At 62.5% G+C, this 14,708-nt stretch carries 10 protein-coding genes; 3 read left to right on the top strand and 7 right to left on the bottom strand.

All coding sequences use genetic code 11. The features are described from left to right. Positions 1-122: 122 nt before the first annotated feature. The 7 genes from MA884_RS22250 to MA884_RS22220 form a co-directional block, all read right to left on the bottom strand. Positions 123-1,565 carry a mechanosensitive ion channel family protein gene (locus MA884_RS22250; RefSeq protein WP_256232534.1) on the bottom strand — a complete coding sequence of 481 codons (1,443 nt, stop codon included), beginning with the start codon at positions 1,563-1,565 and terminating at the stop codon, positions 123-125. A gap of 192 nt (positions 1,566-1,757) precedes the next feature. Beyond that, the gene (locus MA884_RS22245) at positions 1,758-2,624 is read right to left on the bottom strand and encodes a pirin family protein (protein WP_256232533.1); all 867 of its coding nucleotides are present in this window, start codon (positions 2,622-2,624) and stop codon (positions 1,758-1,760) included. Positions 2,625-2,789: 165 nt separating this feature from the next. Beyond that, the gene (locus tag MA884_RS22240; protein ID WP_256232532.1) at positions 2,790-3,404 is read right to left on the bottom strand and encodes a response regulator transcription factor; all 615 of its coding nucleotides are present in this window, start codon (positions 3,402-3,404) and stop codon (positions 2,790-2,792) included. A gap of 115 nt (positions 3,405-3,519) precedes the next feature. Then, the gene (locus MA884_RS22235; protein ID WP_256232531.1) at positions 3,520-3,954 is read right to left on the bottom strand and encodes a response regulator; all 435 of its coding nucleotides are present in this window, start codon (positions 3,952-3,954) and stop codon (positions 3,520-3,522) included. Positions 3,955-4,082: 128 nt separating this feature from the next. After that, the gene (locus MA884_RS22230; protein WP_256232557.1) at positions 4,083-7,367 is read right to left on the bottom strand and encodes a transporter substrate-binding domain-containing protein; all 3,285 of its coding nucleotides are present in this window, start codon (positions 7,365-7,367) and stop codon (positions 4,083-4,085) included. A 289-nt stretch (positions 7,368-7,656) separates the two neighbouring features. After that, positions 7,657-8,991 (bottom strand): lysine N(6)-hydroxylase/L-ornithine N(5)-oxygenase family protein, encoded by a 1,335-nt coding sequence (locus tag MA884_RS22225; protein WP_256232530.1) that lies wholly within the window; start codon positions 8,989-8,991, stop codon positions 7,657-7,659. Positions 8,992-9,135: 144 nt separating this feature from the next. Then, entirely contained in the window at positions 9,136-9,618 is a 483-nt protein-coding gene (locus MA884_RS22220; protein WP_305519384.1) for a sigma-70 family RNA polymerase sigma factor, read from the bottom strand. Positions 9,619-10,041: 423 nt separating this feature from the next. On the opposite strand from MA884_RS22220, the gene MA884_RS22215 reads away from it, so the two are divergent. The 3 genes from MA884_RS22215 to MA884_RS22205 are packed head-to-tail and all read left to right on the top strand — an operon-like array spanning position 10,042 to position 14,569. Continuing rightward, positions 10,042-11,193: an efflux RND transporter periplasmic adaptor subunit gene (locus MA884_RS22215; protein WP_256232529.1), complete on the top strand. Its 1,152-nt coding sequence runs from the start codon at positions 10,042-10,044 to the stop codon at positions 11,191-11,193. Continuing rightward, complete coding sequence (locus MA884_RS22210) at positions 11,194-13,164, top strand: MacB family efflux pump subunit (protein WP_256232528.1); 1,971 nt, start codon at positions 11,194-11,196, stop codon at positions 13,162-13,164. It begins immediately after the preceding gene. Positions 13,165-13,174: 10 nt separating this feature from the next. Continuing rightward, the gene (locus tag MA884_RS22205) at positions 13,175-14,569 is read left to right on the top strand and encodes an efflux transporter outer membrane subunit (RefSeq protein WP_256232527.1); all 1,395 of its coding nucleotides are present in this window, start codon (positions 13,175-13,177) and stop codon (positions 14,567-14,569) included. The last annotated feature ends 139 nt before the right edge of the window (positions 14,570-14,708 follow it).

Genomic DNA, 14,708 nt, shown 5'->3' with positions numbered 1-14,708 from the left:
TAAAGCGATGGATTCGGTATGCCTGACACACACCGCATTCAGCAGGTTTTAGGGCCGCTTCACGGCCCAGCGGGAGCAAGCTCCCTCGCCACAGGGGGCAAATGCACACCCTTGATACTTGCTCAGGCCCGGCTGCGCAACCATTGCAGGAAGCGCTTCTTGGCGACCGGTTTGGGGACGTCGCGGGTCAGGTTCTGGGCCAGGTGCGTGCGCACGTCCAGCAGGTTTTTCATCGCGTCGTTGATATCGCGCCGGGCCTCGAGGCAGGGTTTGAGGTAGCTCTTCTCAATGCGATAAAGGGTACAGAAGGTCTTGGCGGAAAAGCTCGCCAACGCGGGCTGGTCGGAAACGATCCCGGCTTCGCCGATCACTTCCCCCGGCCCCATGCGTCCGGCCTCGAACGGCTGGTCGTTACGAAACAGGGTCACGCTGACCACCCCGGATTCGATGATGAACAAATGATCGCTGACCTCCCCGGCCGGCAAGATCATGTCGCCAGCGCGGAAGGTCTGCAGGGTCATGTTCTGACTGAAGGTGTCTTTCTCATCCTGGCGCAAGGTGGAGAAAATACTCGAGCTTTCCAGCAACGCACGGGGCCGCGACACGCCATTGGCGGACGCGCTTTCGCTGGTGGACAACAGGCTCACGCCCGAGGCCTGCAAATGCCGGAACGCCAGGTCGAACAGCTGATTGCGCACTTCGCGCTTCTGGCCCATGGACGCTACGAACCCGCTGATTTCATATTCCGCCCCGGTACTGCCGGTGGTCTTGAGTGTCACGCAGGGTGCCGGGCTGGCAAGCAGCGAACGGCAGCCGATCATCGCCCGCTCCAGCGCATCGATCACGTTTTGTGGCCGCGCATGCGGGCTGACAGGAATGCTGATGGATAACCCGTGGACGTCGCTGGGCCGGCTGAAGTTGATGATCTTGGCCTTGGCCGCCAAGGAGTTGGGAATCACCGCCATGCTGCCCTGGGCGGTCTGCAACCGCGTGGCGCGCCAGTCGATGTCGGTGACCCGGCCTTCGGTGCCGTCGATGGAAATCCAGTCATCGACTTGATAAGGCTTGGTGGTGTTGAGCACGATCCCGGAGAACACGTCACTGAGGGTACTCTGCAAGGCCAGGCCGACGATAATCGCCATCGCCCCCGACGTTGCCAGCACGCCCTTGACCGGCAAATCCAGCACATAAGCCAGGGCCGCGATAATGGCGACCAGAAAGATCAACGCGCCAAGCAGATCCTGCAACAACCGCCCGGTATGGCCGACGCGTTGCGTCATCGCCGCGCCGATCATCACCGTCAGGGTTCGTGCGGCGAACAGCCACCAGGCAATCTGTAAACCGGTGGCCGCCAAGTGGCGTGGTACGTCGTCAACCCACTGGGCCGGTTGCATGGGGTTGAGGCCTTCGTTGAACAACAGCGCGCTGAACAATGAAAAAATCAACAGCCGCCCGCCAATTTTCCAATAGGTCCGATCTGCACTGACCAGCCGCCACAGCAGAATGTCGAGCACCAGCAACACCAGGGCACTCAGCAGTGGGTGATCGGAGATCAGAGGCAGCATCGGGACAGCTCCAGGAAGGTCATGGGGCGAAGATTGGCACAGATTGAACACGCTGTAGAGATCACCCCAAACCAGTGTGGGAGCGGGCTTGCTCGCGAACGCGGTGTATCAGGCACATAGACGTTGACTGACACGCTGCATTCGCGAGCAAGCCCGCTCCCACATTTGCTTTGGGGTGGCTGTGGTTTCGCCTCAGTCGTCCATCGCCCCAAAACGACCGGAGTGGAAATCGTTGAAAGCCTGGTGAATCTCCTGCTCGCTGTTCATCACGAACGGGCCATGGCCAACGATGGGCTCGTCGATGGGCTCGCCACTGAGCAACAACACCACCGAGTCGTGATTGGCTTGCAGGTTCAGTTGCTCGCCGGCCCGGTCGAACAGGGCCAGTTGCCCGGCCTCGACCCGCTCGCGACCGTTGACCTGAACCGTGCCGCGCAGCACCACCAGTGCGGTGTTATGGCCATCGTGTACGTCAAGGGTCAGGTTTTTCCCGGCATTCAAGCGCATGTCCCAGACATCGATGGGCGTAAAGGTTTTCGCCGGACCTTGATGCCCCTCGAAGCGGCCGGCAATCAGGCGCAGGCTGCCGGCGTTGTCCTTCAGCTCGATGTTGGGAATGTCGCCCTTGAGGAGCGTCTGGTAGCCGGCCGGGGCCATTTTGTCCTTGGCGGGCAGGTTGACCCACAACTGGACCATCTCCATGAACCCGCCTTGACGGGCGAAGGCTTCGGAGTGGAACTCCTCGTGAATGATCCCCGAAGCGGCGGTCATCCATTGCACGTCGCCAGGGCCGATCTTGCCGCCGCTGCCGGTGGAATCCCGATGTTCCAGTTCACCCTGGTAGACGATGGTCACGGTTTCGAAACCGCGATGAGGGTGCTGGCCGACACCGCGACGCTCGGTGGTGGGTGAAAACTCCGTCGGCGCCGCATGGTCCAGCAGCAGAAACGGGCTGATGTGCTTGCCCAGATTGTCGTAGGAAAACAGCGTGCGAACCGGGAAGCCGTCACCGACCCAATGGGGTCGTGGGCTGGTGTAGACGCCGATGATGCTTTTCATGCTGTGTCTCCAAAATCAGGTACTGCGATTTGATGGACATAGCTTAAAACCGACCCCCTTGAAGCACTAGACAGCAAAAACCGGCCTTAGCGTTCTATTTGGAGAACAATGAAGAACCTGGGAAAACTGCAAGTCACCACAGTCCCCCACAGGTTCTGGTGTTATTCAAAGGTGATTGCGCTTGGCGAAATCCGACAGCCCCACCAAGGATTGCAAGCCGAGCTTCTCCAACAGACGGGTCTTGTAGGTGCTAACGGTTTTCGGACTCAGGAACAAGGCCTCGGCGATATCCTTGCCGCGCATCCCCATGGCCAGCATTCGCAGAATGGATAGCTCGCGGGTCGAGAGACTTTCCAAGGACTGCTGTTCCGTGCGCTGTTGAAAATCCAGCCTGACCGGCATTTGAGGGAAATAGGCGTAACCGGACTTTAAGGCATGAATGGCCTTGTTCAGTTCTTTCAGGTCGCTTTTCTTGGTCACAAAGCCCCTGGCTCCGGCCGAGATGCAGCGGTTGCAGAAGTGCTGCGCATCCTGGGAAGTGAACACCAGCACAGCGCACCCAGAGAACTGGGCCATGATCCAGACCAACAGGTCCATGCCATCGAATCCGTTCATCACCAGGTCCAGAATCACCAGGTCTGGCGTCCCTTTCTTGATCAACGCCCTGGCGTCGGCTGCGCCGCCAGCGTCCCTGATTCGGGTGAACCCCTCGTTCTGGCAAATGAGCCGCAATGCCCCTCGTATGACAGGGTGATCATCCACGATCAATACGTCTTTCAAGGCAGCTCCCCACGTAAATGCAAACGGTGCCGATGCCATGACTGCTCGGGACTGTTGCACAAGCGACAGGCCCGGCCACCTGTCAGGTCTGACAGTGCCGACCAACGGTGCAGCATCACCCTGCGTGGCCTTGCCTGAGGGGGCGGAACCAGGATCGCGGTAACTCGCTGGCCTGGGGGTCGACCCGTTGCATCAGGCTCGCCAATGAAGCCAGGTCAGGCAGTGGGGCCGGGTTCAAGTGCATGCCCGGTCGACGCGCGACAGTCACCGGGGACAGGCCGCCCCGTGGCGTGTTGTAAATCATCGCGTGACGCAGCTGCGGGTTGTCGAGGATGAAATCGTGCAGGTCCAGCGCCCCATTCGCCAGGCCGGCATTGACGACGACCAGATCGAACGGCTCGCTGCCGTACTCCACCAGCGTCAACAGCTCTTGCAGGCCACTCACAGGGGCAATCCGAAAATAACCCTGTTGATTGAACAGGTGCTCAAGCCTCATTCGATGAGCATGTTGCGTGTCGGCAATCATGATACGTAGTGCTTTGTTCGGCATGACCGGCATCCCAATCGTTAAGGGCCGTCAGGCTAGAGGAAGCTTTTGAGAGGCGCTGTAGGACGAATCCCAAAAAAGGGAGGAAAAAGGCACTTCGCATGTAGCTTCGGGATGACTACGCGGCTCGCTTATCCATGAGAAGACCCGATAGGCCCCCTTCGCGGCCCAGCGGGAGCAAGCTCCCCCGCCACATAAGCCTCCAGTCGTTCAGTCAGGTGTTCCATGGCTTGGCGCATGTCATTCACGGCGGCGGCGAGCAACGACCGGTCGCCCCCACGACAGGCACTTTCCAGGGCTTCGCAGGCGGCAATCAGGCCTGGGGCCCTGATGATCAGCGCGCCGCCCTTGACCCGGTGCGCCAGGTCCGCCAGCCCGGGCAGGTCGTGCCGGGTGAACAGACGCATCAATTTCGCCTGGTCTTCGACATTGCTGTTGACCAGTTCCCCCAGCAGTTTTTTGATTGAGGCAGTGTCACCTGCGCTCAATTGTTCAAGGCTGCTCAAGTCGATGTCGTCGGTGGCCGGCGCAGGCGCCAGTTCATCGGGCACTGCAACGCAATCCTGCGTGACCGAAGCCAGGTGCGCATTCAGCTCCTTGAGGCTGATGGGCTTGAACAGGCAATCGTCCATTCCAGCCTCGACACAGCGGACCTTTTCCTCGGGCTGGGCATTGGCCGTGAAGCCCAGGATCACCCCCGGCGACAAGCCTTCGGCCCGCTCTTCGTCGCGAATGGCGCGGGCCAGTTCGTAGCCGCTCATCACCGGCATGTTGCAGTCGGTGATGACGACATCGAATGGTTCGGCACGCCAGACGCGCAACCCCTGGACACCGTCCTCGGCGTCCCGGACGCGATGTCCCAGATAGCTCAATTGCTGGGCCAGCAGCAGGCGGTTGGCCGGATAGTCGTCCACTACCAGAATGTTCAGCGCCCGCACGGGCACCAGCGCCTCGCTCTCAGACGACGGGGTTTGAGCCAAGGCATCGAGCATGGGCAGGCTCAGCAGGATTTCAATCTGCGTACCCTTACCTGGCACGCTGCTCAACGTCAGGGTGCCCCCCATCATTTCGCAGAGCGTGCGGCTGATCACCAGCCCCAACCCGGACCCGCTACGGGCCGGCTGGGTGTTATTGCTGGCCTGGGTAAAGGGGCTGAACAAGCGGCGCTGATCCTCAGTCGAAATGCCGCAGCCGGTGTCTTCAACGCGCAGGCGAATGTCCAGATGCTCAGCGTCACCGTCTGGTTCGGCTCGCACACTCAAACGTACCTGCCCCTTCTCGGTGAACTTGATGGCGTTGCTCAGCAGGTTCGACACGATCTGCTTAAAGCGCAACGGATCGATCAATACATCACGATTGATGGCGGCATCCAGTTCCAACTGCAGGTGCAAGTGCTTCTGTCGGGCAAGGCCTTCAAAAATCCGCGCCAGCGACTCGATCAGTTCCCGCAGGTTGGCCCGCTCCGGCGCCAGCGACAGCCTCCCTGACTCGATGCGGGCGATGTCGAGGATGTCACCGATCAAATCCAGCAGGCCGCGAGCAGCGCCCGAAGCGACTTCGATGGCGACCCGGTCCATGACACCCTGGTCGGCTTTCTTCAGGGCCAGTTCCAGCATGCCGATCACCGCGTTCATGGGTGTCCGGATTTCATGGCTCATGGTTGCCAAAAAAGTGGTCTTGGCCCGATTGGCATCATCGGCGCTTTGCTTGGCCACGCGCAGCTGTTCCAGCAAACGCCGCAGGTACACGACCCACCCCAATGCCAGCAGCAACAGCAGCGCGGCGATGGCGAACCCCTGGACGATAGTAGTGCGGTTGCGCAGCCAGTAACTGTCGTCGATCACCACTTCACTGCGCCAACGATTGGTCAGCTCGTCCATTTCTTCGGGAGAAATGCTCAGCAGTGCCTTGTCCAGGATCGAATGCAGCTCCGGCGCATCACGGTGAGTCGCCAGGGCCACGCGCGCCGGCAAAGTCCCCACGGTACTGGTGATTTGCAGTTTGCCGCGGTACTGGCGGGAAATCATATAACGGGCGCTGATCAGCGAATTGATCGCGCCGTCCACCGTGCCGGCGGCGACCATGGACATCGCGCCCGCCGCATTTTCAGCCGGCACCAGGTGCACCCGGGGAAATTGCTCCAGCAGGTACTCACGCAGCACGTTGCCACGGATCAGGGCCAGGCGTTTGCCCTCCATCTGGTCCAACGTCAACGGTACCTTGCCCTTGGAGGGCGCCACCAGCACGAATGGATTGCTCAGGTACGGGCGGGTAAAGCGCAACATCCCCTCAAGCTCGGTGCTGGGTGGAGCGGCGGCCAGTACGTCGGCCCGACCGGTCGTGACGCGCTCGATCACATCATGAAGCGAGTGCCCCCGCTGGATATCGAACTTCAGGCCGGTGCGCAGGCTGATCCTGGCCAGCACATCAGCGCTGATACCGCGCAAATGCCCTTGTTCATCAAAAAACGTGAGTGGCGGGAAGTTCTGGTTGATGGCCACCGCGATCCGCGGATGGGCATCCAGCCAACGCTGTTCCTTGACGCTGAAATGCAGGGGCTGCTGACCGGGCATGCTTGCGCCGCCCGCGCTCCAGCGCCGCAGGATGCTCATGCGTTCACTGGCGGGAATGGTTTGCAGCGCAGCGTTGATAATGCGCAGCAGGCGGGCATTCCCACGGCTGACCGCAAAGGCGAACGGCTGCACTTCCAGGCGGGAGAAATCAGCCAGTTGGACGTTGTTCAGGTAGTTCCTGCTGATCAGGTAATTGGAGCTGATTGAATCTCCCAGGTAAACATCGGCTTGCCCAAATGCCACGGCGCCGATAGCACTCAAGGTCGAGGGGTACAACTGCAAGGCCGCATCCGGATAAAACGCCTTGACCGTGTCCGTGGGTAAATAGTGATACAGCATCGCCACCCGCATGCCCGCCAGGTCGGGGGGCAAGTCCTGGCTATCGGCGACGCGGGCCACCAGGGTGGGCAGGTCATCGGCATAGGCCTGGGACATCGCCAACTGCGGGTCGCTGGCTTCGAAGCCGTTGGCCGTGCCGAGCATGTCGATCTCACCGCTGCGCAGCGCCTGGAGCGACGCCTCCCGTGACGCGTATCGCTGCACCCGCACCTCGACGTGCAACAACTGCCCCAGCAACTGGGCATAGTCGGCGGTGATGCCTTCATAGTCGCTGCCATTGCCGGTGATACCGAAAGGCGCGTAGTCCGGCGCCGAGGCGCCCAGTAGCAACGTTCCCTTTCGACGTAGCCAGTTCCAGTCGGCCTCCCCCAGAGACACCGAATAGTCGTTCACACTAGAGCGCCCGAGTATTTGCAACGACTCGGGGGCCGCGCCAACCGGTGGCGCCACACTTGATAAGCCCAGCAACAGCGCCACCAGGCCTGTGCGTAAAAACAGCGTCATTTGGATCAGGTTGTTTCGTTTGGCGTAGTCGGTCCGGAACGCCACCGACTTCACGTCAAGTCAGGGAGACCGGCTGATGGGTTCAGACTGCCAAAGCGAGGGAACAGCGAACCGTCAACGCGCCTGCCTGAAAGACAGGACGCGTGAGGTGAGTGTAGGAAGTTTCTGAAGAATTTCCTGGCGAGATTGCCGATAGCTGTAGGAGCTGTCGAGCGAAGCGAGGCTGCGATCTGTCCGCTCAAGAAAAGATCGCAGCCTCGCTTCGCTCGACAGCTCCTACAGGCTGGGGTTACGCCGTGGCCAGCTTCAGGTCGCGCACCGAACGGCTCTGTCCGCGATGCTTGCTGTGCTCATACAGCGAGCCGGCGATCTCATCGGCGCGCACCGGCAGGATCGACAGCAAGGTATCGCTCAGGCCATGGCTGGCCTGGCAGAAGCCCTGCATGTAGATCGCGGCTTTGCAGCGCTCGTCGGTGATCAACTTGTAGTTGCGGTCTACCTCGAAATCCCCCAGGTATTGCTCGAGTGGCGCCAACAATGTGCGGTGCATCTGCCGTTCGTAACCGGTGGCCAGCACCACCGCGTCATAACGGCGTACGGTCAGCTCACCGGTGGCGTTGTTGCGCACCGCCAGCTCCACGCCGGCATCGGTGGCCGTGGCTTTCTCCACCGTGGTGAGGGTACGGAAGGCATGGCGGGCCACGCCCGAGACTTTCTGACGATAGAAAATCCCGTAGATGCGTTCGATCAGGTCGATGTCCACCACCGAATAGTTGGTGTTGTGGTATTCGTTCACCAAGCGCTCGCGCTCGCTGTGGGGTTGCTGGAACACCAGGTCGGTGAACTCCGGCGAAAACACTTCGTTGACGAAAGGGCTGTCGTCGGCTGGCTTGAGGGCCGAGCCGCGCAGGATCATGTCGACCTGCACCGAAGGGAAGCTGTCGTTGAGGTCGATGAAAGCCTCCGCGGCGCTCTGCCCGCCACCGATGATAGCGATGTTCATCGGCTGGCCGCTCACGCACGACTGGGTCGCCATGCGCTCCAGGTACTGGGAATGGTGGAACACCCGTGTGTCATCCTTGAAGGCAGTGAACGCTTCGGGGATGCGCGGCGTACCGCCAGCACTGACCACCACCGAACGGGTGGTGCGCAGGAACTCTTCGCCCTGGTTGTCACGGGAAATCACCCGCAGGGCTTCGACCTGCTGGTTGTGCACTACCGGCTCGATGCGCAGCACTTCTTCGCCGTAGCGGCTCTGCTCGGCGAACTGCCCGGCCACCCAGCGCAGGTAGTCGTTGTACTCCATGCGGCACGGGTAGAACGTGCCTAGGTTGATGAAGTCCACCAGGCGGCCGTGATGCTTGAGGTAATTGACGAACGAATAAGGGCTGGTGGGATTGCGCAGGGTCACCAGATCCTTGAGGAAGGAAATTTGCAACTCGCTCTGGGTCACCAGGGTATTGCCATGCCAGCGGTAGTCGGCCTGCTTGTCGAGAAACAACACATCCAGTTCGCCCTGAACCGGGCCCCGTTCCTGCAGCGCGATGGCCAGCGCCAGGTTCGAGGGGCCGAAGCCGATACCGATCAAGTCGTGAACGTTGGGCGAAGCAATTGCCTGTGTCATGTCCAGTGTCCTCTGGAGAGGCCCTCAACAGGGCGCGAAAAGCCTGGGTGACCCGACCGATCTTTGGCAAGCCGGCAAGTCGTCTGTTGAGAGGAACGAGGACAGTGAAAAAAAATTTACCGTGATGCGACCGGCGTGGGCGAATTAATGCGCGTCCCACTGCCGCACGCGAATGCGGCAATGCTTCATGGCGTTGACGATGTGCTTTTCCACCAGCGCCCGGGAAATGCCCAGGCGTTCGGCGATTTGCGGGTGGGACAGGCCTTCAAGCTTGCGCAGCAGGAAACTCTCACGGCACAGCGGTGGCAATTCGGCCAGGGCGCGCTGGAGCATGTCCAGGCGCTCACCGTGGTCAAGGCTGGCATGGGGCGATGGCGTGAAGAAACGCTCTTCGCTGTCCAGCACCTCCAGGGATTCGACCTGGCGCAGGGTATTGCGCCGATGCCCGTCGATCACCAGGTTCAGCGCGGTGCGGTACAAGAATGCCCGGGGCTGCTCGATGGGCGTGTCACTGGCGCGCTCAAGCACCCGCACATAGGCGTCATGCACTACATCCTCGGCCGCCTGGCGGTTGCCTAGCCTGGCGTTCAGGAAACACACCAGCTCGCGATAGTAGTTTTCCAACATGACTCCCCTGCGCAATGGCTGCGACAGCTATCCCTGTGCCAGATCGGCGTGCCTGAAATCGGCAATGGCACGATAGTGGCAGATTTCATTGCGTAATTTATAGTAATTCTCATATAGATTTAAAGCCTTGGTTTGTATTAAGGCTGATTCGTTTATTTCTACTGGCACCAGGTATTGCTTTTGTGGCGAGGGAGCTTGCTCCCGCTGGCTCTGTAGGAGCTGTCGAGCGAAGCGAGGCTGCGATCTTTTGATCTTTCGCTTGAGGCTCAAGTGTCCGGGAAAAGATCGCAGCCTCGCTTCGCTCGACAGCGCCTACAAGTGGTTCACACCAGTAAATTCCCGCTCGGCACGCTCGTCTACCAGAACAGCCTCCCGTCCCTGCCCCTCATGGAACGGGCCCGACACCACCGGCCGGAACCCTGCATGAAACGTCCCCGCCCTACCCGACGCGCCTGGCTTTTAACCTTCGCCCTGCTCCCAGCCGTGGCCTTCGCCGCCTGGCAAGCCGTCGCGCCGCACCGCGCCCCCCTGGCCACCGCCCTCGTCACCCGTGGCGACATCGAAAACAGCGTCACCGCCCTGGGCACCCTGCAACCGCGGCGTTACGTGGACGTCGGCGCCCAGGCGTCCGGGCAGATCCGCAAGATTCATGTAGAAGCCGGCGACGAAGTTCGCGAAGGCCAATTGCTGGTTGAGATCGATCCTTCCACGCAGAAGGCCAAGCTGGACGCCGGACGCTTCTCCATTGAAAACCTCAAGGCCCAGCTCCAGGAACAACGAGCCCAGCACGACCTGGCACAGCAGAAATTCCGCCGCCAGCAGCAACTCAAGGCCGGCGGCGCCACCCGCGAGGAAGACGTACAGACCGCCCGGGCCGAGGTGCGGGCGACCCAGGCGCGCATCGACATGTTCCAGGCCCAGATCCGCCAGGCCCAGGCCAACCTGCGCAGCGACGAGGCCGAGTTGGGCTACACGCGCATTTTCGCGCCCATGAGCGGCACCGTAGTCGCCGTTGGCGCCCGGGAAGGCCAGACCCTCAACGCCCAGCAGCAGACTCCGTTGATCCTGCGCATCGCCCGCCTGTCACCAATGACCGTCTGGGCTGAAGTTTCGGAAGCGGACATCGGCCACGTCAAGCCGGGCATGACCGCGTATTTCACCACTCTGGCCGGCGGGGCCCGTCGCTGGAGCAGCACCGTGCGCCAGATCCTGCCGGTGCCGCCGCGCCCGCTGGAAGCGAGCCAGGGCGGCAGCCTCACCGGCGGGCGCAGTGGCAGTGAACGGGTGGTGCTCTACACCGTGTTGCTGGATGTGGACAACGCCGACCGCGCCCTGATGACCGAAATGACCGCCCAGGTGTTTTTTGTGGCCGCCCAGGCACGCGATGTGCTGACCGTTCCCACCGCCGCGTTGCAGGCCAACGCCGGGCAAGTGCAAGTGGTGGCCGACAATGGCGAGGTCCAGCCGCGCACTGTTCGCACCGGCGTCAGCGATCGGCTGCGTACCGAAATTCTCGACGGCCTGCGCGAAGGCGACCGGGTGCTGATCGGCCCGGCCGTCGGCAGCGGAGGTTGAATGGACACGCCCCTGATCGAACTGCGGGACATTCGCAAGGCCTACGGCGGTGGCGACAGCCCGCGGGTGGAGGTGCTGCGCGGCATCGACTTGTCCATTCACGCAGGGGAATTCCTGGCGATTGTCGGGGCGTCCGGCTCCGGAAAATCGACGCTGATGAACATCCTCGGCTGCCTTGATCGCCCCACCAGCGGCGAATACCGGTTTGCCGGCGAAGACGTCGCTCGCCTGGGCAGTGATGAACTGGCCTGGCTGCGGCGCGAAGCGTTCGGGTTTGTATTCCAGGGCTATCACCTGATCCCCTCCGGCACCGCCCAGGAGAACGTCGAAATGCCGGCCATCTACGCCGGTACCTCGGCCGCCGAGCGCCACGCCCGCGCCAGCGCCCTGCTTGAACGCCTGGGTCTGGCCAGCCGCACCGGCAACCGCCCTCATCAACTGTCCGGCGGCCAGCAGCAACGGGTGTCAATTGCCCGGGCCTTGATGAACGGCGGCCACATCATCCTCGCCGACGAACCCACCGGCGCCCTCGACAGTCAGAGCGGCATCGAGGTCATGGCGCTGCTCGACGAACTGGCGAGCCAGGGTCATGTGGTGATCCTGATCACCCACGATCGCGAGGTGGCGGCGCGAGCCAAACGCATTATTGAGATTCGCGACGGGCTGATCATCAGCGACAGCGCCGGCTCTTTGCCGCACGACGTGCCAGCCAACCCTAAGGCGCTGCAAGCCGTGGACCTGCGCCAGCGCCTGAGCGCCGGCAGCGAACACAACGGCGCCTGGAAAGGCGAACTGTTCGACGCCGTGCAAGCGGCGTGGCGGGTGATGTGGATCAATCGCTTCCGCACCGCCCTGACGCTGCTGGGCATTGTCATCGGCGTGGCCTCGGTGGTGGTGATGCTGGCGGTGGGCGAAGGCAGCAAGCGCCAGGTCATGGCCCAGATGGGCGCCTTCGGCTCGAACATCATCTACCTCAACGGTACCGCGCCCACCCCGCGCGCCGCCAAGGGCATCATCAGCGAACACGACCTGACCGCCCTCGCCGCCCTGCCCGAGGTGCAGCGCATCATGCCGGTCAACGGCGCCGACGCCAGCGTGCGCTTCGGCAACCTCGACCACACCAGCTACGTGGGTGGCAACGACACGAACTTCCCGACCATCTTCAATTGGCCGGTGGCCCAGGGCAGCTACTTCAGCGAGGCCGATGAACGCAGCGCGGCGGCAGTGGCGGTGATCGGCCACAGGGTCCGGCAGAAACTGCTCAAGGATGTCGCCGACCCCATTGGTCGCTACATCCTGATCGAGAACGTGCCGTTCCAAGTGGTCGGTGTGCTGGCCGAGAAAGGTGCCAGCTCCGGGGATTCGGACGCCGACAACCGCATCGCCGTGCCCTACTCCGCCGCCAGCGTGCGGCTGTTCGGCACGCGGCATCCCGAGTACGTGGTGATCGCTGCCAAGGACGCCGGCAAGGTCAAGCAGGCCGAGCAAGCCGTCTCGCGGACGCTGTTGCGCCTGCACGACGGCAAGCAGGATTTCGAACTGACCAACAACGCCGCGATGATTCAGGCCGAGGCGCGCACCCAGGGCACACTGTCGCTGATGCTCGGTGCCATTGCCGCGATTTCGCTGCTGGTGGGTGGCATCGGCGTGATGAACATCATGCTCATGACCGTGCGCGAGCGGACTCGCGAGATCGGCATCCGCATGGCCACCGGCGCTCGCCAGCGGGACATCCTGCGCCAGTTCCTCACCGAAGCGGTGATGCTCTCCGTGGTCGGCGGGCTGGCCGGCATCGGCCTGGCCCTGCTGGTGGGCGGTGCGTTGCTGCTGGGCAAGATCGCCGTGGCCTTTGAATGGCTGGCGGTGTTCGGCGCCTTCGGCTGCGCCCTGGTCACCGGCGTTGTCTTCGGTTTCATGCCGGCCCGCAAGGCGGCTCGCCTCGACCCGGTCGCGGCCCTCACCAGTGAATGAACGTCAATCTATGAAAGCGCACCTGACCCTCCTGGCCGCCGGCCTGTTGCTGGCCGCCTGCGGCACCCCCGCGCCGGCACCGGACAGCGGCATCCAGCCGCCACCGGCCTGGCAGAGTTTCGACACCGCCACTGCTCGAACCGATAACCAGCAATGGTGGACGCAATTTGGCAGTGCGCAATTGAACCGCTTGATCGAACAAGCGCGCCTGGACAGCCACGACCTGGCCGCTGCCATGGCCCGGGTACGCCAGGCCCGGGCCGGCGCGGTAATCGCCGGCGCTCCGCTGCTGCCACAGATCACGGCCGGGCTCAATGGCACTCGCCAGGAATTGTTGCGCGGCAAGGGTTACAGCCAACTGGACGTCAATCGGGACAATCGCACCATCGACTATTACGATGCCCACCTCAGCGCCAGCTATGAGCTGGATTTCTGGGGCGGCAAACGGGCGGCCCGGGACAGCGCACTGAGCAGTCTGTCGGCCAGTGAGTTCGACCGGGCGACCGTGGAGCTGACCCTGCTCAGCGCTGTCGCCAACAGCTACACCCAGGCGCTGTCCCTGCGCGAACAGCAACGCATCGCCGAGCTGAACCTGACCAACGCCCAGAGCGTGCTCGATCTGGTACAAACCCGCTACGACGCCGGCAGTGCTACAGCCCTGGAGTTGTCCCAGCAAAAAAGCCTGGTGGCGGCCCAACAGCGCAGATTGCCTCAAGTGCAGCAGCAAGCCCAGGAAGCCCTGATCACCCTGGCGGCGCTGCTGGGGCAACCGGTGCAGTCGGTCACACTCGACGATGAAAGTTTCGACCGTTTGCACTGGCCCGCCATCAACGCCGGGCTGCCCAGCGACCTGCTCAGTCGCCGCCCCGACATCGCCGCCGCCGAAGCCCGCCTCGCCGCCGCCCAGGCCGACATCAGCGTAGCCCGCGCGGCCATGCTGCCCTCCATGACCCTGGGCCTGAGCCTGGCGACCGGCGCCGACATTGCCGACCAGTTGCTGCGCAACAACGTCTACAACCTCACGGCAGGTCTGGCCGCGCCGATCTTCAACAACGGCCGCCTGAGCGCCGAACGCGACCGAGCCACCGCGCGCCAGCAGGAACTGCTGGAGCTCTACCGCGCCGCCATCATCAACGGCTTCGCCGACGTCGAAAAAGCCCTGAACGGCATCCATGGGCTCGACCAACAGCGGCAGTGGCAAAGCGAAGAACTTCACCACGCCCAGAGCGCATTCGACATCGCCCAGAGCCGTTATCAGGCCGGCGCCGAAGACCTGCTCACCGTGCTGGAAACCCAACGCACGCTGTACGCCGCCCAGGACATGAACGTGCAATTGCGATTGGCGCGGGTGCAGGCGAGCGTGGCGTTGTACAAGGCGTTGGGTGGGGGTTGGCGGGTGATGTAGGCCACGCCCGCGTCCTCAAACCCAGTCATACAGTGTGGCCAGGGTTATCCCTGTGGGAGCAAGGCTTGCCCGCGATGCAGGCGACACGGTTTCAGGGGGACCGAGGTGCCTGCATCGCGGGCAAGCCTTGCTCCCACAG

The sequence above is a fragment of the Pseudomonas sp. Q11 genome, from assembly GCF_024494355.1.
Classification (GTDB): Bacteria; Pseudomonadota; Gammaproteobacteria; order Pseudomonadales; family Pseudomonadaceae; genus Aquipseudomonas; species Aquipseudomonas hefeiensis.
This window is presented reverse-complemented; position numbering and strand designations above follow the sequence as displayed.